Raw genomic sequence first — 25018 nt, 5'->3', positions numbered from 1 at the left:
TTGAGACCCTATTTGCCGCCTGGTTCGGGGATGCCTATCGCGGCAAAGGCGGCGGCGGGATTGTTGACCGCCCGCATCGGCCCGCAATCGTATCGGAGATCAGCAGCAAAGGACGTCAGGTTGGCCGGCCGTTTGCAAGGGGCGGTCTTTTCTTTGACCGTGCCGCAGCCGGCCAGCATCGACAGGCTTGCAACGACTGCGGCATTCAGGATCGCGTTTTTCATGATTCAGTTGCCGTAGCTCAGCGCCTTCTTGGTGTTGGAAATATCCGTCAGGCGCCGCTGGTTCTCCGCCTGCAGCGCTGAGACTGCGCCGTTCATCACACCGATCATCTCGTTCAACGTCAGGCCCGACTGGACCTGGAGCTGGCTGTTCTGATCGATCGACCCCTTGATGTCCTGAGCGCTGCCGATCTGCGATCCGGCTTGCTCAAAAGCGCTCCTTCGCGTTTCGATTGCCTGTTGTGATCCGTTGATCAGCGCTGAAACGCTGAGCACGGAGTTGACGAGCTGCTCGTAGGACTTGTCACCAGAAAAGCTGCTGTTTTCCTTACCCGACAAGCTTTTCACCAGTTGCAAGCCATTGATGAATATGGTCGCTGCCTTAGCGATATCGCCCCCCATCGATCCAAAATTGGGAACGCCCTCCTTGAGAATGCTATCAAAGGACGGGATGGAGGAGACGCTGAAGCCGTTGCCGATCGCCAGGTCCTTCAGGGGCGCGGCGGTGCTGCCGCGGTCACCCGTCACCGCCTTCAGCGTATCCTGCACCGTCGTCAGGATGTTCTTGTTGGTATCGAGGATCTTGTCCGTCGTATCCGCGGTCTGCTTGGCGACCGCGTAGTTGGTCTTGTCGATCACCGGAACGTCGGCAAGCGCGGCTGCCGGCAACAAGAACAGGATCAATGTGCTCGAGGCCTTGATTATCATTGCAGTCCTCCTTCATTGCGGCTGAAGCAGCAGCCGCACATCGTTGGTATTGGGGCGCTTCTGGATGCAGCCGTTTTGCTCGTCGCTCCACACCAGGTTCTGTCGGGGGTCGCACAAGCCGGTCGTATCGCGCGGCGAGGTATCACTGGAACCGCCGGCGGCTGTCCGTGATGATCCGGAAAGATTGGCTGCCGACATCGCATTGCGAGAATTGACGAGGTCGGCCATCGCCGTCGTCAACTTGATGACGCTGTTCATCATTTCCAGATTGGCGTTGCGGGCCGTCGAATTCTGGTCCCAACTGTCCTGGATCGTGCCGGTCTGCATCGCGCCGAGTTGCTGGTACCAGCTCGCAACGTTGCCAAGGCTGTCCGACGTCGACGCGCTTGCGCCCATGGCATTGAGCGTCGATGACCGCATGCCGGTATAGGCGGTCTCTCCACCGCCAAAATTGAGGGGAATCCCCGACTTGTCTGAGCCACCGAAAGCCGGCAGCCAGGCCTGTGTGATCGAGGCGACGTAGCCTTGCGTCTCCTTGAACGGCGGAATCCCGCCATACTTGCTGACCGCTCCCGGACCTGCGTTGTAGGCGGCAAGTGCCAGATTGGTATCGCCGCCAAATTTTAGCAGTTGCTCTCTCAGATATCGCGCGCCGCCGCGCAGGTTGTCTTCGATATTGTTCTCGTCAACGCCGAGGCCTGCCGCTGTCGCCGGCATGAGCTGTGTCAGGCCAGTCGCGCCGGCGGCGGACTTGGCGCAGGGATTGAACCGGCTTTCCTGATAGATGAGAGCGAGAAAGAGGCTTTCGTCGACGCCTTGTTCCTGCGCGACCCGCCGGGCGAGCCCGGCGATTTCTGGGTTGGCTTGCGCAGCCCCGACCGGATCGTTTGTCCGGCCCGGCCGATACATCGAGCAGGTCACGGATGTGTGGATGATGTAACGGTCGTGATCCGTGTCTTCGAGATTGCTCGTTGTTTTATCTCGACGATCTCTTGGGTCGAAATTGGTGCCGTCGATCGTTGGTACGTCGGCCATTGCAGGATAGGGACCAACGCCAGGCCCGCATGCGAGAAGCATGAGCACGGCCGTGGCATATGTCGGAGTGCGGCTGCCTCTCACGGTTGCTGCTCCCAGCCGCAGAACTTCGCGAGCCAGCCCATGGGGTCGTCACCGAACTGATCACGAAGCGCTGCGCATTCTTCGACGGTTTCTTTGCGCCCGGAGAGGACCTTGATCAGGTCGGGCATAGACCCGAGGTCGAGCCTGGCGATGACGCTGTCATTGCCATGCTTAATGAGGAAGGAGCGCTTTTCGGGCGGCGTATTGCGGATGAAGCCGAATTCCTTCGCCGTCAGCCCGAAACGGTTGATGTAGCTTTCCTCGTCGGCGCGGGGGTTCGGGAAATGAATATTGGTCGCCGACTGTTCGATCAGGGTATGGGCCGCCGGCGAGTTCACGATATCGGCAGCCGATTGGGTGCCAAATCCGACGATCCCGTTCAGTTTGCGGATCGTTTTCATTTTGTCGACGATGAAGTCGCTGAAGGTCCGATCCCGTAGCAGGCGCCATCCTTCGTCCATGAAGATCATCACAGGCGTGCCGTCGAAGAGCTCGTCAAGACGGTGATAGATATACATCAGAGCCGGGGTGCGAACCTCGTCGTTGTCGAGGATGCTCGTCATGTCGAAGCCGAATACGCGGCGGCCGGAAAAGGACAAGACGTCGTGCCTAGCATTGAACAACCAAGCCTTTTCTCCGTCGATCCAGGGCCGAAGCCGAGAATTGAGATCGTTAGGATCGGCACGTGAACGGCCGGTCAGGAGACCGGCAAAGTTGACGAGCGTTCGCTCCGCCACCGGTTCGGACATGATCCGCACGATCGCGCGCTCAAGGGTGTCTTCTTCCTCCTGATCGAAGGCATCCGCGCGATCCTTGCGCAGCATCGCCTTCAGCAAACGGAGGAGAAACTCCCGGTTTTCACCGGAGTTCTCGAGCTGCAGCGGATTGAAACCGGTAGGAGTTCCGGGTGAGAGGATCTCGTAGGAGCCGTTCATTGCCCGGATGAAAATTTCCGCGCCGCGATCCTTATCGAAGAAGACAGCACGCGGTGAGGGTTTTACTCGGAAGGCCTGGGCCAAGAGAAAGGTGAGGGCGACTGTCTTGCCGGATCCGGTCGGTCCAGTGACAAGGAAGTGGCCGATATCGCGCCGATGAAAATTGAACCAGTAGGGTGTCTGGCTCGTCGTTTCGAGGATGGTGATCGGGCTTCCCCAGTGCGTGTCCTCTCGTTGTCCGGCCGCGAAATTGTGCATCGACGAAAGGCCGGAAAAGTTGGCGCTTGAGAGCATGGCGCGTCGCGCGATATAGGCATGATTGCCAGGCAGTTGCGCCCAGAAGGCCGCTTCCAGGTTCAGATCTTCGCGCAGCCAGTTGATGTTCATGTCAGTAAGACAGGCGCCAAGGTCGGAGACCGACTTGCCGACCCCGTCCAGATCCCGCGACAGGCAGAGGAGCGACAGATGGTGGAAGCCGAAGACGGCTTCCTGGTTGAGAAGGCTGTTCAGCGCGAAATCGATATCGGTTTCGACATCGCTTCCAGCCTCGTCCGAGGCGCTGATCTGTCGCTTCAGACGTGTAATCCGCTCCTGCGCGATTGGCTTGTCTGCGAGCGTGAAGGACTGAGTCAGAATGAATTCGTGGTTCACCTGAAGCAGGCCATCCAACATCCCGGGCCCGGTAAAGGGCGGATATTCCTTAATTGACAGCATCGCGCCAAAGCGGTCGTCTTGCTTAACCGGCCCTTGCGCTTGCATGGTCCGCCTGGAGAAATGCAGCCTCGATGTGCCAACGAAATTCGAAAGCCCCATGCGCGGCAGGCGCATCTTTCGCTGTACCCCGCAGGTGAGGACCGAGTTCAAAAATTCTGCCGGCTCGGAATATGGCGACCCTTCGATCGAGCGGATGCCGAGCGCTCTTGCGCCATATTTGTTCAAGTCACGGACGATATTGCCGACAAGTTCCTCGAGCTCGTTGATTGTTTCGCGGCTTTGATCAGCTTGCCCATCGCGCCCAGACGCGAGACCGATCAGTCGGCGCGCGCGATCACCTGCGGCCAGTGCGCCGCGCATCCCAGAGCGAAGCACCGTAAGATAAAGTTCGTTGGTGAACATGCGCTTGCCGCCAAGCGAGGCCGCATAGCGCCTATCGAGTTCGGCGCAGAAAGGATCGTCGAACTCACCGTCGATGGATGTATCGACCTGCCGTCGGACAACGGTGGACCACAGCGAAAACCGGCTGGAGCCAAGGGCCCTGATCAGCGTGTTCTGCACGGACGAACGCATATTGATCTCGGCCTGATCTTCCGTCTGGAAGAAAAGACCGTCCAGCTTGATGACGCTCATGAGCGCGCCGCCATCAAGCTTGATGACGGTGTCTGCAACATGACGCAGATACGGAATGTGCTTTGACATGGGCCGTTCGCGGTGGCCAATCGGGCCGAAGCCGAGCTCTTCGCGGATAACGCTCAGCATGGTCAGGGCCCATAGGAATTGGCGCCCCAGAACGACTTATTCGGCGTTCGGGGCGTCAGGCGGCTGGAGACCTGCAGCACGTCGAGCACGCGTGCATCCCAGCTACAGAGGGTGAAGAGAGCCGCATAAGCGACAGGCGCCGTAAGCAGTGCCCAAAGTGCGTTGGTCACGAGCCAGGCGATGATCGTCAGGCCAATCACCAGGACGACCGCCATGTAGGGGACGCCCCAGAGCGTGGGTGACCGGGTGAGGCCGATCACCAGCGGGGTCAAGTGAGGCTTGTCATCCTGAGCGGTCGCCATGGATCAGTTCCCGACCGTGGAAATCAATTGATCGACGATCGCGGGCGCCCCGAAGACCAGCCCGATGCCGAGGACGACCGCGCCTGCGGTGAACCAGCTCAGCCGGCCAGCGAATGCGAGAAATCCGAGGCCGATGACGGCAATGATGGCAATGAGCCGACCAAAAGGCCCGGTGATGAAGTCGACGACCGCCTGCACGACCGTCTGGAGGGGCGCAAACGCCTGATTGGTCGCTTGCGCCATGGCAAAATCAGCGGAGGCAAGCTGTACGAGGGCAAATGCGCCAACGATGGCGATACCCTTTACCAGAAACTTCCGGCGGGGCGATGAGACAGGTTTCATGATCTGCTCCTTTGCTTCAGAATTGCATGACGCCGCTGACGAATTTCGGTGCTCGCGCGCCGATGACGTCGATCGTGGAGGTCTCACTGATTTCGATGGGTGATTTGCCGTCCGCCCTTGCCGTGATCGGGGCGGGAAAACCAAACTGATGGTTGATGACAGAGGAGACATATCGGACGGTCTCGGGATAGGCCGGCACGCCGCCGCTGTCGTAGACCGCCTGCTCACCCGCATTGTAGGCGGCAGCAGCAATGATCGGGTTTTTGAACTCATCGAGGAGCTGACGCAGATAGCGCACTCCGCCGTCGATATTTGCGACAGGGTCGCAAATATCGGTAATACCAAAGAGCCGTGCCGTCTGCGGCATAAGCTGCATTGGTCCGCGAGCGCCTTTGGGGCTATTTCGAATGCGGTCAAAGCGACTTTCCGTCCATGTGACGGCCAACGCAAAGTCCGGATCGACGCTGTACCGATTTGCTGCGATGACCACCAACGTTTTGATTTCTTCGATCGACGCCGGGGAGGGACCGCAAGGTCCCTCAACCGACGTGAGGCTTGGATGAACCGATTCGGTTTCCGTCTTCAGCGGAAATGTGCTGCCTCCAGCAGTATCCGTATTATCGGGATTCAAACTCGGAATTGAACCAAAATAGGCTTTTTCGTGAGGGCGCGGGGTAACCCGGCTGACGATGCCCGAACCGTCGATCGCGAAGTCCATAGTATCAAACGAACGCCCGGCATCGTCTCCGGCTGCAGAGGCATCAAACCGTCTAGAATCAAAGGTTTTTAGGCTCTCTGCGTGGATCGTCGAGGCGGCAAGGCATGCTACCGTTGCGGTGAGGCTGAGGAAACACCTGTTGAACATAGGGCTACCCGTGCGTTGCATTCGAGGGCAAACGACAGCAATTCTTCCATATTGTCAATTGCAAAATGAACTAAATAGGTTTAGTTATTTTCAGGTAACCGCTCTCAACTCCAGGAGTGAGATGAAAATGGACCGAACGGATTTGGTTCGAAGGACTGTGGCGCTGGCGGCGCTGCTGACCGCGGTGAAGGGCGCCTTCGCAGTGGGCGCGGTCGATCCGTCCTACATCAAATCTCTTGCAGCGCCCGGCAAAGCGGTGCTGGTCGTTGAATATTATGATGGCGCGAAAACCGTTGTGTCGCGAAAAGGATATGCCTCCTCGACTGGCTTTCGAGCTGTCTCGTCCTTGGACATTGTCGTCGACGGCAAAACAAACCTGCACCTGTATGGCCTTGAGCCCTGTGCCGGCGACATGGTCAATCGGAGAGAAAACTATTCGGGCTCGTGCGCTGAATTTGCGCAGCAAAAGCTCCAGATTCTGTTGACGTCACCGAAGGTGATCCTCTGCCGGGCATTCGTCTCTGAGGAAAATGCGATCAAGCAGGATGTCACGTGCTTCGGATATTACTATTTTCCGGGAGCGCTCGACAGCGTCGACAATCTCGAGGAGGAACTCCTGTCACTCGGTGCCTTGCGGCTTGCGAAGAAGCCGGATGGCACCCTGATGCGTCCGGACTTGGCGGATGCTGAAAGGATCGGCCGCCAGGGGTTTGGGATGTGGGCTGATCCAAGGGTGCCGAGATGAAACGGGATATCGTACGCCTCGCAGTGGCCGGTGGGTTGGGCGCAAGCGCTTGTTTGGCAGCTGCTTCCATTCCGCCGGACATCATTGTTATCCACCCCGGCGTAACCCTGGTCTCCGGCGATACCTGGCTCGAAGATGGAAAGCGATACCGGCTCTTCGGTGTTCAATCCTGTTTGCGCGGCACCTGGTTTACAAACGCGACGGGTCAGCGGCTCGACTGCGGCGATGCCTCGATGGCTTTCCTCGCTGCCTTCATCAAGGATACCAATCCGCGCTGCACCCCTTTGGTAATCACATCCGAGCTTGCCTACGTCGTTTGCTCGGCTGCTATTGGCAATCAAACGGTGGATCTCGGCACCGCCCTTGTGGGCAGCGGCTACGCGTTCGCAGCGCTCGATAATCGCGGGCTTCCCGCAAACCCAGCTTATGCGGTTGCTGAGCAACGGGCGAGGGCGGCCAGGGCAGGGCTTTGGCAATTCGCGGATGTGCAGCATCCGGCACTGATTTTGGGCCCAGCGGAGTCCCAAGGGAAGGCGCAGAAATGAGGATGAGGCGACGCGGGGCCGTTCTGGCCATTTTGCTTGTCGCCAGCGTGACGCACGCGGCAGATCTCCTGCCCGAAGGGCAAGAGACACTGCATCTGACATCGCCCATCCAGCCAATCGTTACATTGACCGGTGACGCATCGGTCATCGACGGCCGGACACTTTGGCTTCCAGGATATGAGCTTCGAGTGCGGCTTGCTGGCATCGACACATGCGAATTGCCGCAATGGGCCTTTGATCCGGACCGTGCCGAGGCAAATGGAGACAAGCTCAAGCCGGTGCCCTGCGGGGCATTCGCCAAGGCTTGGTTGAAGCGGACGATCCAAAACAGGCGGGTGGAGTGTCGTGTTCTGGCAGGGCGTGATGGCCTGGCCGGACAGTGCAGGGCCGGAGGCCGGGATCTTGCGCTCGGGCTCCTCAGGGCTGGCTGGGCGAGGGCCGTGGAAAACGTGGGCTTGTCGATCGGCTACCATCTGGCTGAAAGCCAGGCGAGGAGGGCGCGGTACGGGATGTGGGCGACGTACGTCCTCGACATGGATGAGTGGCGCGAGAAAGCAGTCGACAAGACTGTCAGCAGACGACCGATCGCCGACTACAATCTTTTGCGTGAAAGGCGCCTCGAAATCTCGCCATCCTTTGCGGACGCCAGGCGCTTGCCAAAGCGCACCGACCGCTGACGAACACCTGAGGAAAGTCCATGAAGCACTTTTTCGTTGTTATTGCCGCAATGTTGATTGCGATCTGTCCGCGCCTTGCATTCGCCGATGAGTGGGGATGCGAAGTGCTGCTGTGCGCGGCTTCGTCCACTCCGTCCTGGCACGGGGTACCGGAGTGCCATCCCCCAATGGACCGACTGATCTCGGAGATGAAAAAGCCCGGGTTCTCTTGGCCGACCTGCCCAGAAGGCGGAGCCGACAAGCCTGGGTATGAGGCCTTCGCCGAGTGCCCGGCCGGCTGGTCTCCAGCCGCAGGCGAACATGGTCGCGACGGATTTGCAAAGTCGGAGCTGTCGCGCTGCACCAGGGCCGTAAGTGACTGTCACGACGGTCGACGTCAGTTTGGAAGGGGCGGTGAGGGCGCGCGAACCAGAGACGACGGTATTACAAGAATTTATGACGGAGGTCGGGGATGTGGATACAGGGAATACGTGGCCCGGCCGCGCCGTCAGCAACCCTATTTCTTCGATATTCGAGATCCGCAAACGCAAGTCAGCTCCCGATTCTATTTTGATTTGAGTAAATAGATCGGGGAGAGTTCGCACCTGCAGCATTGACCGCCCGCATTGGCCGTAGTCGTATCTTGTCGATAGCACGGCCCGCTGCATCTCTCGTGAGGCGGGGGGTGTTCAGGAACCGCACGGAGGCTTGGAGGTTCGGCCAATGAAGCGGGCAACTTCGGCTGTGATTTTACTTAAAGAGATGTCGTCGAGCCCTCTGTCCATCTCGATAACATTGACGAGCACGTGCAAAAGTTTCTCCCTCAGGAGATCGGCATCCGGAGCGGTCCATGCGATCAAGGCCTCGCGAGACGAAGCCTCATCAGCAGCCGCTTTGATGAACTCGAGGCTCACCGGATCGCCCGATCGCCCTCGGCTTTCTAAGGCAGAAAGCCGGAGCGCGGAACGGATATGTGCGTTTGCGAGCAGTTCCAGTTCGGCCCGGGCCTCGTGGTCTTTATCCATTTTTGACACGTGTTGTAGTGTTGAAGCCGCAGCTGACTTTGAATCGAAAAGCGCTAGGCACCATCGGATTTGTGAAAAGCACATAGCCAATCGCAGCTCGGGTGATATAACTCTCCGCACGGAATTGGGCGGGAATGCATGACAGCTAGGACTGACGAATTTATCAACGAGGCGGGGCTCGAGCCGACAGAGGACCCGAAAGTAGAACGACCAATCTATCGGCGGCCCGGGTTCGCTGGTATCCCCACGCCTCAGGAGATGGACGAAGCGATCGCTGCATCATTGAGACAATTTCGAATCGACAAGGATCTATCCAGGGCAGAGCTTGCTCTCCTGATTGGCTCGCTGGAGCAGGTCTACGGACGATACGAGCGCGCGATAACGAAACTCCATGCTACGCAAATCCTTCATCTTTGCGAGGTCCTCGGCATCTACCCCGACGATCTGCTTTTCAAGGCCGCTCCTCATATTTGGGGCGCCTCCGAGGAGGAAGCGAACGAGAGGCGTCGGATTACCAAGATGATCCAGTCACTGTCGCCATCGACGCTGCGCACCGTCGCTACTATTTTAGACTCGGTGTTCGCGCTGCAGAAATCCGAAAATGGGACCCCTCTCGATATCGACCTCAAAGAGCCACGATGAGTGTGGTTCAGCATGCTTTTCGGACTTGTCGCGCCGCGTCGTGAGGAAGTGAGTAGGTTGCTGCCGGGACTAAACATGTCTGCGCCTTTTGTCACTGCGCGGCAGGTGATCGTAGAGGGGAGAAGGTAGCGCTTGATATACGTATTCGGTCGGGAGCGCTGGCCTTCCCATCTTTCTAATTAGGCGCTGCAAATTCCGAGGGCTATTGCTCGAGGCAATTGTATAAAAGTTGCCGCTGTTCCAAGTCACGAAGGAACTGACAAAGTGATCGCTTAAGGCGTCTGCAATCTGCCGGAGCGTAACCTCGTTTCCGTTCATCCGTGTTAGAACTTCATCTTCCTTGGCTTGGATCTGCTCACTGGTAAAGTGACGGGATTTGAAGCCAAAATCCTTCTGACATTCGCGTCGTCGATACTCAGAGGGATCGATATGCCGGAATTTCTCGACAAGGAGAAGTATACCATCCGGCTTCAAGTGTTGTCGGACAAAACCAATCTGATCCTTCCTGTTCGGTGAATACATTTGGAAGGTCGTGTCCTCCATGATGATGTCGAAGCCGTTTGAGAAGGGACGGAAATCTTCACGGCTCGCGATCACGCTTGGTGTGAGATGGTGGAAGGGACCGTGGAAAAAGAACGCGTGGGGCGGCTTGCCATAGGCCAAGAAGCTACGCTCATTTTCTACGTTCGGGCTGCATGACAGAGACTTCACGTGGCCATTGGCGATCTCACTAATGGTTCGGGCCATTGTGGCTTCGGCGGTCCCAAGGCTGTACAAACTCAGCGGCTCGCTTCGGTCTATGGCGTAGCGCAGGATCGCCGTTCCCAAACGACATTCCTCCTCAAACCTGTAGGGGATGCTGCTGAGGTAGTGCTGGTCGAACGGCCCCTGACGCTTTTCATGGAGCGTGATAAATTGGGCTGTTAATGAATCCCGGCGAAGAAGGCGGCGGTCAACGTCCGGTCGCTGCGACGGCATTCCCGAGCGTCCCGCCGCAGTGGACGAGAAAAACGCAGCAAGTTCGTTAAGCCTAGGCGCACGGTCGCATTCGGCGATGAAATCCGTAAAGTCCTGCATGTCAAAAATGGCCCTTCGCCTGCGCCGCTGCTCCGCCTTCATGACGCGAGACCGCTACTACCTGAAGGAAGTGCGGAGGCGGCTTACTGGTGGGCATTGTGCATGCGCCGTCAGGCCGTCCGCATTCAAAATTTTGATGTACTTTCATAAATTTGATACGAAATTCCACCCTTGATTAACACGTCTTTGATTAGCAACCATCGGTAAATTACGGTAGCCTTCTATTTTTGAATTTGTGATTAGTGGTAAGGACAATGACAATAGATTTCGACAACGAACATACGAGGTCATCGACGGCCGACGTCGTCGTGCAACGTCACGAACAGTGGCAGGGTTTCAGGGCTGAATTTGTGCGTCGCACCGGCTTGACGCGACAGGAAATCCGGGTCGGGGGTGACATGCATGCAATACTTTTGAATCTCGAAGGCGCGGCCCGATCCGGCGAGAATTTTATCGATGGGACGCGCACGAGCTTTGTTGCCCGGCCGGAGGGCTCTCTCGCCTATGTCCCGCCTGGCCGCACATGGAGCGGATGGGACGACGGTGATGATACTGCGGCCTACTTGTTCCTCGCGGTTGATCGCGCTTTTGCCGGACGGTTTTTTGATGATCCGCGCCGATCGGATGATCTTCGGCCGGAGTTAGGGTTTCACGACCTCGCGATCCAGTTTGCTGCACGCAAGATTGCAGCGGAGCTCCCGCGCATCGACCATGCCAGCGGCCTGATCGTCGAGGGCTATCTTACAACCATCTTCGGGCACCTATCCCGGCGGATCAATCATACCGAACGGCCGATCAAGGGTGGCTTGGCGCCGACTGTCTTGAAGCGCGTTCTTGATCGTCTGGGCGAAGTCGGCGAGAGGGTCACTCTGTCCGGGCTATGCCAAGACCTTGGGATGAGTACGGCGCATTTCAGCCGTGCGTTCAAACAGTCGACGGGTGTCAGTCCCCATGCCTACTTCAATCGCAGAAGGCTGGAGCACGCCAGTATGCTTTTGCGCACCACTCCGCTTACTGTCACGGAGATCGCTTTCATCTGCGGCTTCGCAAGCGCCAGCCATCTGTCGACCACCTTTACGCAGGTCCTGGGAGTATCGCCAAATGTCTATCGTTCTGTCTGGGGTAAGATCGAGAAATAATGTCAAAAACCTGAAAGCTGGAATGGGTGAGCTTGGATAGGCTGTGCGGGAATGCGTGCTTCCTGAATAGCGGACCGGATATGATGTCGTTATCGAGACCTGATCTATGTGGACATTACATGACCAGTGTAGGCGCGTCGGCAACCGGTCGGAATGCCTACTTTGTCATCGTGGCTTGGATGGGCGTGGATATCAGCAACGGTCCTGCCTTCGTCGCTATTCTTCTTGCTGCTGGCAGCGTCGCGGAGTTTCTCACAACAAATCTCGGTGGCATCATCGCCGATCGCTATGAGCGCAAACTCGTTTGCTTGGTGTGCGATGGACTGCGAATGATCCTGATGGCCCTGACCATTCTAGGCCTCTGTCTGCTCAATCCACTGGCTGTTCTGACGGTCTCATGGATTGCCTACTCCGTCATCGACCGAACTTATCTGACGACACTTCAGGCGATGATCCCGGCGCTGGCACCTGCAGATCGCCTCGCGCGCGTCAACTCCATGTCCTACATCAACATGCAGATAGGTAATTTAATTGCGGCCGTCGCTGCCGGCCTGTTGCTGACGATGATCCCGCACGCGCTTTCCCTGCTCCTGCCTTTGTGCTGCTACGTGGTGTCGTTCTGCGCGCTATCGGCCCGAAGATTTAAAATCCAAAAAATGACGCCTGCACCGCACCTGAGGATCTGGGACCGGGGCATTTTTCCGACCGCCTTGCCGCCTGAGCCTTTGCGGCTCATCGCGGTTGTTTACGCGCTGGTCTATGCGATGGGCATGCTCGTCAGCGTGCTTGCGTCGGCGCTTGTGCTGAGCCAGTTCAGGAGGTCTGCTCTCGAGTTCGGCTATCTCGAAGCGTTCTGGGCGGCGGGATCCATTTTGGGCTGTCTCTATGTGTTTATAGGGGGTGTGCGGTTGCAGAGCCAGGCCGGCCTACTTCTGATTTCTGGTTCGGTGCTGGCCGTTTTCCTAGTCATCCAGAACCTCAATATTGCCTTTCTCCAGATGGCGGTGCTCGGCATTGCGTATAACGTCGCCCGTATCGTCATCGATGTGCATATCCAACAGGTGGTTCCGATCGAAGCGCTGGGGCGCTGTAGGGCTCAATTGCATACCGTATGCGTGGCTTTGGGGCTGCTGACATATGCTGCCGTGGCGACAGCCGGCAACAGCTTCCCGCCGGCGACTGTTTTTGGCTTTTTTGGTCTTCTCATGCTTCTGGTCGGCGCCTTACTTATCTTGCGATACAGAGGAGCGGCTGCGTCTCGCAGTTGGTCAGGGACATGAGCGCGGCGTCGTCGATCGATCGTGAGCGGCTTCTCGCTGTTCTGTTCGATCTCTTTCCCTGGTCGCGGGTCTATCGCGATCGCCCAGTCCGAGACTATGCCGCCGCACTCTTTGAAACTCGATCGGATCTCACCTGCTCGACACGCCTTCATGCAAGACACGTTATGTGCCGCTGGATCAGACAGAAAGCTATTAAAGTTGGATTTGATACCACGAGGGCCGACAGGATTGCCGAAGAAATCGACAGTTTCCCGGTTCTGCAGACAGGGCCGCACCTACATCTGCTTATAGAGCCCGACGCATTCTACACGCATATCTTCAGCCTCCTCGGACTCCGAGCGCGCAACGCTACAAGTTATGTGTCTTATGCGTGTTCGACCGTGAAATTTGTCGAAAAGAGCCGCAAGGGACCGGGCTGGCTGCGCCTTGATGGGCAGGCGGTGAACGTCTTCGGCCTCAGCCGCCGCGAGATGATACCCTATAGTGTTTTAGCGCAGAACAGGGACTATGAATTCCGGCTGCAGCCGGCCGATGGTTACACGAGTCATTCACCTGCCATCCAGAAACTTCGCGAGTTCTTGCCGGAAGAGTCTTTTTCATCTGGAGCAGCTGCAATCAAGGCCGCAAACCAGAGACTGTGGCTCGAGTTTTTCGATCCCCGTGTGGATTTCCTCCAACTTGATGACGACGACGTCATTGATCTTGTCGTTTCTCATCTGGTTGATCCGAATTCCTGGCTACACTCGAAGTTCATGGGCGATGCTACGCTGCCGGTGACGATGCTTCGAGCGGTTGATCGGCTTGCGTCGACACCCTGGCGAAACTGGCTGAAGAATAGCACGCATTATTTCTGGGGCTGCGATAATGGCCGGATCTATCCGATGGTGCTCGAGGCCGGCATCCTGAAGCCGGCTGACGGCGTTGGCGAAGGGATTGCATTTACGCCCGAGGGGCTCATGAACGGGCTGGCCGCAAAGCAGATCGTTCCCAATCTGTTTCTGGTCTTCATTGTGATGGCCATCCTTCCAGGTGTCAGGGTGCTGGGTGGCAGCCGCCACACTGTCTACTATCCATTGATGCGTTATGCATTCTGTTCGGGGCTCGTAGATAGCGAGCGGGACGATGACCTTCTGCGATCGCTACTGCACGACAAGAGAGCCGGAGCGTGGGGGCACCGGGTAATCAGCGATGAAGTTGAACCCTTCGCGCTGCTCAATTCGAGGAACGGCGAGGTGCCCTCCCTGCTGTCGCGCTATGGTGCCAAGACGTTTGACCGCTCCTGCGGTTCGCTCGAAAGCTTCATCGATGACCCCTTATGGGTCGAACTGGCAGCAGCACTTGCCAACGGAACGGCCAGCACGATGCGTGGCCCCTGGGCCTTTGCTTAAACGGCAAACACTCACCTCTCGCCGCGCCTTCATGAGGCGTTTCGGATATTAGAAGTCATTGAATCTTATCGTTTTTGTCTTGAAACATGCCCGCCCCGCGTGTATGTTTCCAGGTGAGGCAGTACGTGCTGCCTTGGGGCTTCGAAACCCCTACGAGCGGTTGGTGCCGGCCGGTACGGCATCGCACTCCTTGACCTTTGGTCGGGGAGCCTGTGGCGTATGTCCAGGTTCTCCGGAACTAAAGGTTACAGGGCCGTCTCGTACGGTTTCGAACTCCCCGATCAGCGGGTTAAGTGAGTTTCTTCCAAGCGGGGACGTACCGCTTGAAACTCTCACACGGGGAGTCTTTAATGAACCGTCATTCACCAGTAATCCATCGTTCCGCAAGGTCGGCCCGGCGCCCAGCAGAGGTCGCACAGCCGGATACGCATCCGGTCGACCGCCATGTCGGCCAGCAGATCCGCATCCGGCGGATCCAGTCAAATGTCTCCCAGAACGATCTCGCCAGGGGGATCGGTGTCAGTTTCCAGCAGGTTCAGAAATACGAAAACGGCCGCAACCGGGTCAGCGCTTCGATGCTCTACCAGGTCGCTGCATGCTTGCGCACGCCGGTCTCGACTTTCTTTGTCGGATTGCCCGAACCTGCTGATGGCCAACAACAGTTGGCGGTCGCCGATGTCGACGAGAGGATCGCCTATATCTCGACGGCCGAAGGACGCCAGCTGATTGAAAGCGTCCTTCGTCTGTCACCGCGCCTCCGCAGCAAGGTTGCGACGCTGCTGAGCACCATCGCTGAGGAGAGCGAACCGGAGTAATCGGAGACGTCCGGCTTAGCCGGCGATCGTCAATCGTGCGCAGTTGCCGCTCTTGACCAGCCTTGTACCATATTGGTTGGAACGGTCGGCCAGGTCGTCGAGGATTTCGCCGGCGAGCCAGCCTTCGGCAAGCACGGGATAGGGAAGACGCGCTGCTGTTCTGTCATCTAGCGCATCCGGCCCGCCGACCGCGATTGGGTCGAGATCGATGCCCTCAAGGTTTCCTTCGCCGTCAAAATGGCAGGTTGCAATCACGCTCTTCCAGACGTCGCGCGGGCTCCACTCGTCATCATCATGCGACGTATGGAACAGGAAATTGCCGAGCCCATAGAAGATCGGCGCGTTCTTATAGATCTCGACCCCCTGGAGAACCGGCGCGCCGTGGCTGACGAACATGCGCGCACCGGCATCGACACAGATCCGTGCGAAATCCTGAACCCATCCCGGCGTTCGCAACCAGTCTGGCTCCCAATGATGGTGATGCAGATAGGCAATGACAAACAGGCCCTGTGCCGTCGCCTTGCGGATCGCAGAGAGCTGGCGGATCGCGCTTTTCGGATCGACAGTGACCCGACGGTGCGTACTCCGGCCCTGTCTGAAGACTGTTCCGAAGAAGTCGGTTTCATTTGTGCCGTCGGTTTGGGGAGGATCGTTAGGCTGGGCATAGTTGGCAAGCTCCAGCTGCGTCGTTCCGACCTGGCGCTGCAGGTGCTGAAGCACTGCAAAGGCGCGCTCGTCGACATCGAACCGGCGCTCCACCTTGAGCTCGTTCACGCCAGGGCGCGCCGGACGAGTGCCTTTGGCGTCGGCGGCGTACATGAATGCGGGGCCGGGGCCTGCATCCATGGCGACCAGCCCAATTGCGCGACCCGCAGCATTGCCCTTCCCGGGTGCTTCGGCAGACTGCAAATCCTGGCCGGTGCCTGCGTGAATGAACCCAAGCCGTGTTGCCTCCTCCATAGTCGAAAGAATACCGGGTGGCCCAAGATCGAAGGCGTGATTGTTTGCCAGTGACAGGACCGAGAATCCCATGCTCTTAAGGCAGTCGAGCACCACGGGTTCGGCATAGCCGAAATAGGAGCCTTTCAGCGGCCAGCCACCGTGGCTTCCAAGGACTGTCATCTCGAAATTGGTGAAAGCAAGATCGGCACGCCTGATCAAAGCGATGACGGCGTCAAGGCGGCTGTCGGCCACGCCGCGAAGATCCTGGTGGATGAGAGATTGGCCGGTGGCCACGACGGAAAACGGAGAGGTCATAGTAACTCCTTGAGAAAGTGCCGCTTCGCCTTTCGACGAAGCGGCCGGAAGGATGTCTGGGTTCAGGGGTTGGGCGAGACATCCATTCCGAACCATTGCAGGCTGAGGCGCTTCAACGTGCCGTCGGCCTTGGCATCGGTAATCGCCCGATCGAGACGTGCGGCAAGATCCGTATCCGCCTTGCGAAGGCCGATGCCGACACCCGGGCCCCACGGCCCACCCGACAGTTCAGGTCCGTAGAATGCGGCTTGCCTGCCGCCATCGCTTTCCAGAAACGCCTTCCACGTGAAATAGTCTGCGAGCCCGCCATCGATGCGTCCGGCAGCAAGGTCGAGCTGGAGATTGTCCTGTGAGTCGTAGCTGCGTATCTCAGCACTGGAGCCGACCAGTTCCTTGAGCACGATCTCGGAATTGGACGAGCGCAGCACGCCGAGCGTCTTGCCTTTCAGAGCCACTTTCAACCCATCAAGGACGCGCTGCTTGTCGGCGGTGATCTCCGTTAGATCAAGCTTCTGGGTGATGTCAGTGGCCGGGAGCCCGATCTCGCTCCGCATGACGATCTGATTGAAGCCTCCAGCATAGGGCTGCGAGAAGGCGATCGACTTTTTTCTTTTCTCGGTGATCGCCATGCCGGACATGATCGCGTCGAACTTGCCGACCGTGAGCGCCGGGATGATCCCGTCCCAGTCCTGGGCGACGAAGTGGCAATCGAGTTTCACACGGCGGCACAGATCCTTGCCGACATCGATATCAAAGCCGACCAGCTCGCCATTGGCGCTGATCGAGTTCCAGGGCGGCGATGCACCCTCCGAGCCGATGGCTAGGGTTGCAGCATTGGCGGCGAGCGCGACGGTGACGTTAAGCACCAGGGCGATGCTGGTGAGTGTAAGCTTTCTCATACAGTTCCCTTCCTTTGGTTGGTCGATGGTCTTACCGGTTGCCGGATCAGTGGCGCACGATTGGGTTGAGGCCGCGCTCTATTGCTCGAGCAAGCCAGGTGATGCTGAGGGTTGTGGCAAGGTAGATCGCACCGGCGACGACGAAGACCTCGTAGGGTGCGAAGGTTGCAGAGACGAGTTGCCGTGAGAGGCCAGTAACCTCAAGAATGGTGATGGTGCTCGCAACCGAGGTTGCTTTCAGCATTCCGATCACCTCGTTGGTATAGGCGGGAAATACTGTGCGGATCATCAGTGGGTAGGTCACGAAACAGAGCGTCTGGAGACGCGTAAGGCCGAGTGCCTTGGCGGCCTCGATGGGACCTTTCGGAACTGCCAGGAAGCCACCGCGAAAAATCTCGGTTGTGTGGGCGGCACTGTTCAGCGTGAACGCTATCAGAGCGCACCAGAGGGGTTCACGGAAGACTGGCCAGAGAAAGCTATTGCGGACCAGAGCAAGCTGCCCGAGGCCGTAATAGATCAGGAAGAGCTGCACCATCAGTGGTGTGCCCCGGAATATATAGGTATAGCCGAGCACGATTGACGAACTCAGGGTTCCCTTGGCAGTGCGCACGAGTGCAAGAGGAAGCGAGACGATGAACGCTACAAGGAGCGGCACGATCGTCAGCCCTGCCGTCAGGACCAGACCGGTCGGAAGCAGCATGATTGCCTCGCGAAACGCGTCGAGGTTCATCGCTGCCTGCCCCGGTAGTCGAACTTTCTTTCCAGGATCGTAAAGGATAAAAGCGCGATGCTTGTCAGCGCTAGATAAATGGCTGAGGCAGCAAGAAAATAGGGCAGGGGTGCACGGTTGGATCCGGCGCCGACATAAGCGACGCGCATGATGTCGCTGAGGCCGACAATGGACACAAGCGCGGTATCCTTGATGAGCGAGATGCAAAGATTGCCATAGGCTGGCAATGCGAGAGGAAGCATCTGGGGAACAATGACCAGCATCCAGCGATGCAGGCGCGGCAGGCCGAGAGCGAGGGCCGCTTCCGTCTGCCCTCGCGGAATAGCCATAATTGCGCCTCTGAAAATCTCGGCGGCGTATCCGCCAAAGACGATCGTCAGCGCAGCCGCGCCGGCCGCAAAGGCATTCACCTCCACATAGCGTCCAGCGATAGCGCTAAGACCCGCCGTGCCGCCAAAGAAGACGACCAGAATGATGAGCAGCTCCGGTACGCCGCGGATGACCGAAACATATCCGGCAGCGAGTTGACGAAGCGTCGCGGAACGTGACAGCGAGGTGCCAGCGGCGGTCAGTCCGATAAATGTTCCAAAGCAAACGCTGACGAAAAATACAGATAAAGTCACAAGTATTCCGATACAAAAATCAGAATAGCGCATGTTTATGTCTCCAGATACGGAAGCACGTTTTGATTTTATACGGATAGGAGTGGCAAACTATAAGGATTATTTCTTGTCAAAACCGATTGCTTAAACCGTAGAGCGACATTTTAACAGGAAATAACCTTTGATTGCTGACCTTAAGTTTGAAAATATACTTTACAAAAAGAAGGTCAATTTATAAGCTGCGATTAAAACCGATAAGTAAACCTTATCGAGATGACCTCACGTCATGGGAGCAGCTATGTGGAGATACTGAGTTCCGGTCTGAAGCTGCGTCATCTGCAGGTATTGCGCCAGGTCATGAAGGCTGGATCAGAGCGATCGGCGGGCCGCGATCTGCGCATCAGCCAGCCGGCGGTCAGCCAGAACCTCCGCCAGTTGGAAGCGATTGTTGGTTTTCCACTCTTCATCAGGGAGAACAATCGCCTGGTGGCGACCACGCAGGCCCATGAATTGCTTCGCAGCGTCGACACAGCCTTTGCCGGCCTTGACCGTCTTGGACGGGCCATAGACGGCATCCAGAACAGCGACAGAAAAACCGTGACGATCGCCGCGCCGAGTGCCTTCTGCCTCCGGCTGCTTCCTTCAGTTGCGGTTGCTGTCAGGAGCAATAAGCCTGCCCAGGCATTTAGCATTCGCACCGGCGCCTATCACGAACTCGCCGATCACGTCCATCACGGACGCGCCGACATCGCGCTGACGCGATTGCCGCTCGATGAACGCCTCTTCGATTGCCGTCCACTGGGCACTGCGGCGAACGTTTGCCTGTTTCCCAAAGGTCATCGTTTCCACGAGCGCAACATCCTCACGCCCGATGATCTTGTTGGCGAGCCGCTTGTCGACATCGATCCCCAGTTCGCCTCGCATCAAATGAACGTCAATGCACTGAGGTTCATGGGCGAAACACCCGAGGTCGCGGTTGAATATGACGCCCACGGTCATGACGCAGGCTTCGTTGCCGCTGGCCTCGGCGTCTCGATCACCAATGACCTGGTGGCTCGCGAGTATCAGCGCTTCGAGCTACTTTCTCGCCCCTTCGAGCCAAGCGCCATCTATCACTATGTGATTGCATGGCAAAAGGAACGGCAGCCGGACGGGGCGGTCCAGCGAACTATCGATGCGCTTATACGGGCGGTAGAGGAAAACGGCCGGCTGGATACCTGACTGTCAGGCCGAATCGGCAGGGTCCCTATTGGATGTGCGATAGCGCGCCAGTCAAATTCTTGATCAGCTGTGCGCAGCAAGCGCATGCTTGACGCGGGCAATGCAAACGACCACGGCGCCGATGACGATTGGGACCGATCCAAGCATGATGAGCGGATCGACATGGAGGCCCGCGTGATCGGCTGCCTCGAACGTGATTTTGAGCAAGCCCAGGAGATAGTAAGTGATAGCGATGATCGAAAAGCCTTCCACCGCTCTCTGGATCTTGACCTGGACGGCGGCTCGTTCTGCCATCGCCTGAATTTGCACGGTGTTCTGGAACTCGATTTCGACCTGTATGCGCGTCTGTAGCAGATCAATCAGATGCATCACTGCGCGCGAAAGCTGATCCAGGCGCAGCGCCGTCGCCTCACACGTGCGGACAGCAGGCCTGAAGCGGCGGGTGACGAAAATTCCAAACCTTTGATATCCCGGTAAGTGTGTTTCTCTGAGCTCGGTGATCCGCTCCTCCACGATCCGCGCATAGGCGGCGGTTGCCCCAAAGCGGTTGCGCGTCCTTGCGGATGCGGAAATAATCTCGGCCGAGAAGGCCGATATTTCCTCCAGAAGTTTCCTGTGCTCAGCCTGAGCGGTCGTCTGGTTCCGGTTCGACAGTTCCATCAGCCTGCTGTCGTAGGACCCGAGCGATGGCGCCAGTCTGCGTGCTTCAGGAAGTCCAAGCAGTGCCATGGCCCGGTAAATCTCGATCTCGTAGATGCGGCGGACCATACGGCCAAGACGATAGGCATTCAGGCCGTTGTTGAACAGCAGTATTCGGCTGGTGCCGTCAGCCTGGACCCTGAAATCGGAGACCACGGTTGCATCGCCGCCGGCAACGGCGGAAGCAGCGCTATCTCCAAATCCGAACTGGCTGAGAGTTGGTCCAAGTTCTGCCGGCGCCGGGCCAAGGACAAGAATGCCGACATGCGAGACCAGTTTTGGTGCGCAAGGGCCAAAAAGTGCAGTAATCTCCTCAGAAGAGAATGTCGGACGTGGCCAGCTCTGGAGCTCCAGTTCCAGTCTGGATACCCTGGTCGCACTGACAAATTCGGTGTGGACTTCGATCTGCACTGGTGCCGTACCGCCGTCGTCACTCGACAGAAGGCGGCTCCCGAGCGGGCCGCCCATTTCAACAGGGACAAGCGCGACGTGCTCGACATAGGCGGGCCCCTCGAAATAGATCGAGGGCCGGGCATGTAGTTCCGCATTGAAATCCGACGTCATGGATCCATCTCCCGGCAATCGAAACTTGCTCGGCGACATCGCTTTGAAGCCGCCAGAAACCTCAATCATCAGCGACGGGGCAGGTCAACGCGGCGGCGGTTCTTCTAATCGATTTTAAGTTTGGATTTTGAAATCGTCACTCGTCTATTCACCGAGATTCGGCCTCTACCCCCGGTGGGCCGGCTTACCTACGACGTAGATAGATGAAATTCAGCGCCCTTCAGTAATGCGCTATTTGCGATTGGCCCGTCCCCTCGCTGGCTTCCGAAGCCAACGACGGCGATCATGGTCCAATCGGGAAAAGTCATCAATTGTGGCGATGGCTATTGCGGGGACTGTGGGTTTCATTGCCGGTATTGCGCTTGCGGGCGTATCGCTGATTTGTTGGCTTGGATGACGCGGTGACACATCATTTGCCGTGACGCGGTCCGAAGCAAAGGACCGGCGCATGGGAATGCGGTGAATCTGGCCGCAGCTTCCCGGCATACCGAAGGCTGAGCAGGTGAAGATCGTACTTAATTAGCGACGAACTTCTGCGCGCACCTATGGCAACAGAAGGATAAACTTCCTCCAGGACGGCAATGTGCCAGGCATGGGCATACGTCCACAGCCAGCGCGTTAGCCGATGGCCCGCGCTCGCCGAGGCCAGTCTCGCGGATTCTTTTGACGTCGTGCTATCAATTGAGATCCATCACGGCGATAGCAATTGATCCACAGAGGCTGGCGAGAAAGCACCCGATACCGATCAGTGTGACCTTTCATGTTCATAGTGGCCCGTCGAAGGCAAGTCTCCCACCCGGCGCGTGTGCGGCACAGTGATTGGCCGGGTGGGAAGAATTGGCGGCAACCCCAGAAGCCGCACCAAAATGAAAAGCAGGTCTTGGGTTTTGGTTCAATGCGAAACGCTGCGTAAGCTTATCAGGCAAGGTTAAGCCGTCGCCTTTTAACGATCGCAATGGCGGATGAACACCGATGTCAACAGCGGGAGCCTGCATTAATATCCATATGGGCCGAGTGACCGATGCGGCCGATCGAGCGTATCTCTCCGCTGCGATAAACGGCCTAGAGAACATTGCTTTCCAGCTCATATTGAAGGCTGGCGATGTTGCGGGTGTGAATTGGGAAGGAGATGACCATTTGCCCAAGTAAACAGGCCCCCCGGTTTCGCTGTGACGGGATCCGTACTTGGGTCATGGCATCGGCCAGCATGCAAGCGTCCGTTCGGGATGACCCCTCCAGTGTAGCCTTTAACAAACATTTCCCTTAGATAGAGACGACTGGCCTGGGGCGTAGGGAGCCACCGAGGTTGCAGCGCGCTTTGCCTCCCCGTGCGGAGCGCCCAACTTATCCTCAATCCAAGGTCTGCCGGAGGCAATGCAGTCAGAAGCGGTGGCGTTTTGTTCAACTGGGGGACAAGCAGTGATACGAGCTGTCCGAGCGGACCGGTCCACGGCAAAAAATGGGCGTCGTCGTGTTCGCCATCATCACCGGGCAATGCAGCATATAACCAGGCAGGGACGGATGCCACTTGCGGAAAGCCTGGCCGGGGAGGGGTGATGCAGACTTTCCGCGCCTGTAGGCGAAACATAAATATATACTGTTACTGCTATTTCATAGGGCCCCTTGTCGCAGGCAGGGCTCCTGCACGGGAACGCTTCCCAGGCGCCAGCATGAGCAACAGAGTACGGGATGATAGTCGTTTCGGTGATTTTAGGAGGAATGAGGCCCGCTACCCAGCAAACAGGCAGGCCCGTAACAGTGTCGCGGGATCTCATTCCGTGACGATTCAACATCGATCCAACTCACCACGTCCTTAACCGATTGACGTGGTTGCATGAAGATGCGAATGGCCCTGCAAAAGGTAGCCTGAGTAGCATGACAAGACGGTTGAAATGTCTAATGCTGGCGTTTCGGTATCGCTGATAATGTGGGGCGGGATAGTTTCTGGCGCCCTCTGGCTGATGAGCGACGGCACAGACCGCGTTTACCTCTGTATCCGCTGATCACTGCAATCCCCGCATATTGTTTGCCTGCGGCAGACATCGCAAGGAAACCTCGTCTGCAGCCCTTTCCCCGCCCTTAATGACGGGCGGCCGTGTTTATATGCCGCGTTGCGCGCATTGTACGCGACGATAATACTTACATCGTGACGTTGCTCGTGGCTCATTTCGATCCGCTGGCCGAAGTCGTTGGAGATCGACGCGCGATATCGGCTACTCTCGCTTTCGTGGCAGGAGACCCCCACGAATTCTGGAGGCTCTGTCCTTTTGCGCGGTTGCGGCAGGCTTTGCATGGGCTGACTGCAAAGCAATAAGGCTCTGCAGTGCACTTTCACGGTCTGCCTCACTCACTTTGCCGACGGAAACACCTGTCAGATCAAAACGCTCTGCGCCCTTCTGGGCGCAGGCAAGGTAATATCGCTTCGAGTGAACATAGCCAGACGTGACCCGGCGAAGTTTCGATATGGTTATGCCCGGCTTGAGCAAGCCTCTGATCTGGTCGAAGAGACCAATTGCGAAAGGCCGGACGGGCTCGCCTATTTCGGATGGCAGAATATCGATGGCGCGTACGAGCAGCTCGATGATGGCTTGGGCGCGCCTGACCTCAAGCTCGGTTGCGAGAATGGGATGTGTATCTTCCCTCCGTGGTTTCTCTGCCGTCAACTCCGGGTCGCTCATGATCATCTGCCTTGGGGCTGGCGATTGTGTTCATATGGGTTTGCTGTTGCAGCCATTAAATTGCGAAACGGCCATAAGGCAAGGGGCTAGCTAGCCTGTGACGAAGTCTGGCCGAGCGAGAAGATGGAATATATAATTGACGGCACGGGCTCGCGACGGAGCGTTGACGCTGGCGCGCAGTGTCACCAGACTTCGCGTCCCCGCGCGCGCCGGAGCCCTCAAGTTTCATGCGTTAGGACGGAGCGATGCCCCAGTCGATCTGAGACAATTAAATTGCGACTGATTTGCTATCGCGGCCGGCTCGCTCCCCATCACGAGCCTTTCACGCCTGAATAACTGTCTGCCTCTACGTTGGCTCCGCCACTTGGCTGGGCGAAAAGCGTGCCCCTCCTGAAGGTGCCGGTCACACAGCGCTCACCGATGTACTCGAATTATGGACCGGGAGCACGCTCGGAGAAGGAGACGCGGCTCGATGATCTGTTCGCAGACCCTGGTCAGCTCGCGCCACTTGCCGATGATGCGTAGAGCGCCAGACGATCGACAGGATGTTAAAGCTTATGGGCGCCAACGAAGCCCCAGATGAGGCACACAAGAGTTTGAGCTTGGCGCCAGCTCTGTCGCCCGCTGACCCGTCAGCGTTGAACTCCGAACTGAGCGGTCACGATCGGGTGTGGTCACCGCATTGGCTTTCGGTTCACAAAGCGTTTGGTGTATTTCAAAGCCAATGCCCGGTGTTTTCAATGTTCTGAACCAGGTTTCTGTTCGATGTGAGGCAGCAGATCTCGCATCTAGCGCAAGAGGTCGCCCTCACGGCTGGCGTTCTCCGCCTCCCACCCAAACTTCCACGCATCGTGGCAGGAAAGCCAGTCGGCCAATCCGTCATGGTTTTCTGGGGGAAGCTTGTCTGCTTTTAGGAAGGGGTTCTCGTGGCCGGCAAGTCCCAAAACACACGCTCTCGCCCCGGCCTCCTGCAGATCCATCAGTTCTTCTATCGTCATAAGTTATCCCCCTCAGGCGGAGGCTACCAACAGGAGGAGCTAATGCAAGCATTGTCTTTCTTGAGGGTTTGCAGATGCTAGGGATTTGCA

Annotated in this window: 25 protein-coding genes; 9 read left to right on the top strand and 16 right to left on the bottom strand. The window is 57.6% G+C overall.

Annotation, left to right across the window (positions count from 1 at the left end):
- Positions 1–8 precede the first annotated feature (8 nt).
- The 7 genes from AC1DJO_RS26345 to AC1DJO_RS26315 form a co-directional block, all read right to left on the bottom strand.
- Positions 9–224 (bottom strand): hypothetical protein, encoded by a 216-nt coding sequence (locus AC1DJO_RS26345; RefSeq protein ID WP_112540899.1) that lies wholly within the window; start codon positions 222–224, stop codon positions 9–11.
- Between the two features lie 3 nt (positions 225–227).
- Positions 228–929: a type IV secretion system protein gene (locus AC1DJO_RS26340; RefSeq protein ID WP_477973751.1), complete on the bottom strand. Its 702-nt coding sequence runs from the start codon at positions 927–929 to the stop codon at positions 228–230.
- Between the two features lie 12 nt (positions 930–941).
- A complete protein-coding gene (locus tag AC1DJO_RS26335; protein ID WP_477973749.1) occupies positions 942–1964 on the bottom strand; it encodes a lytic transglycosylase domain-containing protein in 1023 nt (340 codons plus the stop codon).
- 80 nt (positions 1965–2044) lie between these two features.
- Positions 2045–4459 carry a VirB4 family type IV secretion/conjugal transfer ATPase gene (locus AC1DJO_RS26330; RefSeq protein ID WP_112540901.1) on the bottom strand — a complete coding sequence of 805 codons (2415 nt, stop codon included), beginning with the start codon at positions 4457–4459 and terminating at the stop codon, positions 2045–2047.
- 2 nt (positions 4460–4461) lie between these two features.
- Positions 4462–4761: a VirB3 family type IV secretion system protein gene (locus tag AC1DJO_RS26325; RefSeq protein WP_112540902.1), complete on the bottom strand. Its 300-nt coding sequence runs from the start codon at positions 4759–4761 to the stop codon at positions 4462–4464.
- A 3-nt stretch (positions 4762–4764) separates the two neighbouring features.
- Positions 4765–5103, bottom strand: coding sequence for a TrbC/VirB2 family protein (locus tag AC1DJO_RS26320; RefSeq protein WP_112540903.1), 339 nt, complete (start codon positions 5101–5103; stop codon positions 4765–4767).
- A 16-nt stretch (positions 5104–5119) separates the two neighbouring features.
- Entirely contained in the window at positions 5120–5968 is an 849-nt protein-coding gene (locus AC1DJO_RS26315; RefSeq protein WP_477973746.1) for a lytic transglycosylase domain-containing protein, read from the bottom strand.
- A 127-nt stretch (positions 5969–6095) separates the two neighbouring features.
- Here AC1DJO_RS26315 and AC1DJO_RS26310 point away from each other — a divergent pair, with 127 nt between their 5' ends.
- The 3 genes from AC1DJO_RS26310 to AC1DJO_RS26300 are packed head-to-tail and all read left to right on the top strand — an operon-like array spanning position 6096 to position 7935.
- Positions 6096–6713, top strand: a complete 618-nt coding sequence (locus tag AC1DJO_RS26310; protein ID WP_477973744.1) for a hypothetical protein — start codon at positions 6096–6098, stop codon at positions 6711–6713.
- A complete protein-coding gene (locus tag AC1DJO_RS26305; RefSeq protein WP_477973742.1) occupies positions 6710–7258 on the top strand; it encodes a thermonuclease family protein in 549 nt (182 codons plus the stop codon). The genes AC1DJO_RS26310 and AC1DJO_RS26305 overlap by 4 nt, the downstream gene beginning before the upstream one ends.
- 2 nt (positions 7259–7260) lie before the next feature.
- Positions 7261–7935 (top strand): thermonuclease family protein, encoded by a 675-nt coding sequence (locus AC1DJO_RS26300; RefSeq protein ID WP_112540941.1) that lies wholly within the window; start codon positions 7261–7263, stop codon positions 7933–7935.
- Positions 7936–8603: 668 nt separating this feature from the next.
- Here the strand turns inward: AC1DJO_RS26300 and AC1DJO_RS26295 are convergent.
- Complete coding sequence (locus tag AC1DJO_RS26295; protein WP_112517454.1) at positions 8604–8939, bottom strand: hypothetical protein; 336 nt, start codon at positions 8937–8939, stop codon at positions 8604–8606.
- A 138-nt stretch (positions 8940–9077) separates the two neighbouring features.
- Here AC1DJO_RS26295 and AC1DJO_RS26290 point away from each other — a divergent pair, with 138 nt between their 5' ends.
- The gene (locus AC1DJO_RS26290; RefSeq protein ID WP_112517455.1) at positions 9078–9581 is read left to right on the top strand and encodes a helix-turn-helix domain-containing protein; all 504 of its coding nucleotides are present in this window, start codon (positions 9078–9080) and stop codon (positions 9579–9581) included.
- A 69-nt stretch (positions 9582–9650) separates the two neighbouring features.
- On the opposite strand, the gene AC1DJO_RS26285 is transcribed toward AC1DJO_RS26290, so the two are convergent.
- Positions 9651–10658, bottom strand: a complete 1008-nt coding sequence (locus AC1DJO_RS26285; RefSeq protein WP_477973775.1) for a class I SAM-dependent methyltransferase — start codon at positions 10656–10658, stop codon at positions 9651–9653.
- Between the two features lie 254 nt (positions 10659–10912).
- Between AC1DJO_RS26285 and AC1DJO_RS26280 the strand changes: the two genes are divergently transcribed.
- From AC1DJO_RS26280 to AC1DJO_RS26265, 4 genes are all read left to right on the top strand, one after another.
- The gene (locus tag AC1DJO_RS26280; RefSeq protein ID WP_477973739.1) at positions 10913–11797 is read left to right on the top strand and encodes a helix-turn-helix transcriptional regulator; all 885 of its coding nucleotides are present in this window, start codon (positions 10913–10915) and stop codon (positions 11795–11797) included.
- Between the two features lie 119 nt (positions 11798–11916).
- The gene (locus AC1DJO_RS26275) at positions 11917–13077 is read left to right on the top strand and encodes an MFS transporter (RefSeq protein WP_477973737.1); all 1161 of its coding nucleotides are present in this window, start codon (positions 11917–11919) and stop codon (positions 13075–13077) included.
- On the top strand, positions 13074–14465 hold the full coding sequence (locus AC1DJO_RS26270) for a hypothetical protein (RefSeq protein ID WP_477973735.1): 1392 nt from the start codon (positions 13074–13076) through the stop codon (positions 14463–14465). The genes AC1DJO_RS26275 and AC1DJO_RS26270 overlap by 4 nt, the downstream gene beginning before the upstream one ends.
- A gap of 350 nt (positions 14466–14815) precedes the next feature.
- Positions 14816–15280, top strand: coding sequence for a helix-turn-helix domain-containing protein (locus tag AC1DJO_RS26265; protein WP_477973733.1), 465 nt, complete (start codon positions 14816–14818; stop codon positions 15278–15280).
- A gap of 15 nt (positions 15281–15295) precedes the next feature.
- Here the strand turns inward: AC1DJO_RS26265 and AC1DJO_RS26260 are convergent, their stop codons facing one another.
- From AC1DJO_RS26260 to AC1DJO_RS26245, 4 genes are all read right to left on the bottom strand, one after another.
- Positions 15296–16537 carry a CapA family protein gene (locus AC1DJO_RS26260; RefSeq protein ID WP_477973731.1) on the bottom strand — a complete coding sequence of 414 codons (1242 nt, stop codon included), beginning with the start codon at positions 16535–16537 and terminating at the stop codon, positions 15296–15298.
- A 62-nt stretch (positions 16538–16599) separates the two neighbouring features.
- Positions 16600–17436 (bottom strand): transporter substrate-binding domain-containing protein, encoded by an 837-nt coding sequence (locus AC1DJO_RS26255; protein WP_477973729.1) that lies wholly within the window; start codon positions 17434–17436, stop codon positions 16600–16602.
- A 46-nt stretch (positions 17437–17482) separates the two neighbouring features.
- On the bottom strand, positions 17483–18166 hold the full coding sequence (locus AC1DJO_RS26250; RefSeq protein ID WP_477973727.1) for an ABC transporter permease: 684 nt from the start codon (positions 18164–18166) through the stop codon (positions 17483–17485).
- Complete coding sequence (locus tag AC1DJO_RS26245; protein WP_477973725.1) at positions 18163–18822, bottom strand: ABC transporter permease subunit; 660 nt, start codon at positions 18820–18822, stop codon at positions 18163–18165. Before AC1DJO_RS26245 ends, AC1DJO_RS26250 begins: the two co-directional genes overlap by 4 nt.
- A 246-nt stretch (positions 18823–19068) precedes the next feature.
- On the opposite strand from AC1DJO_RS26245, the gene AC1DJO_RS26240 reads away from it, so the two are divergent.
- Entirely contained in the window at positions 19069–19989 is a 921-nt protein-coding gene (locus AC1DJO_RS26240) for a LysR family transcriptional regulator (RefSeq protein ID WP_477973723.1), read from the top strand.
- 63 nt (positions 19990–20052) lie between these two features.
- Here AC1DJO_RS26240 and AC1DJO_RS26235 read toward each other — a convergent pair whose 3' ends face one another.
- From AC1DJO_RS26235 to AC1DJO_RS26225, 3 genes are all read right to left on the bottom strand, one after another.
- Positions 20053–21291, bottom strand: coding sequence for a DUF3422 domain-containing protein (locus tag AC1DJO_RS26235; RefSeq protein WP_477973773.1), 1239 nt, complete (start codon positions 21289–21291; stop codon positions 20053–20055).
- Positions 21292–23465: 2174 nt separating this feature from the next.
- The gene (locus tag AC1DJO_RS26230) at positions 23466–23930 is read right to left on the bottom strand and encodes a ProQ/FINO family protein (RefSeq protein ID WP_112389516.1); all 465 of its coding nucleotides are present in this window, start codon (positions 23928–23930) and stop codon (positions 23466–23468) included.
- Positions 23931–24718: 788 nt separating this feature from the next.
- Positions 24719–24928: a CrpP-related protein gene (locus tag AC1DJO_RS26225; RefSeq protein ID WP_112389211.1), complete on the bottom strand. Its 210-nt coding sequence runs from the start codon at positions 24926–24928 to the stop codon at positions 24719–24721.
- Positions 24929–25018 lie beyond the last annotated feature (90 nt).

It is taken from the genome of Rhizobium sp. 05N430, assembly GCF_056396985.1.
The sequence above is the reverse complement of the archived record's forward strand: the minus strand, read 5'-3'. Positions and strand labels throughout refer to the sequence as shown.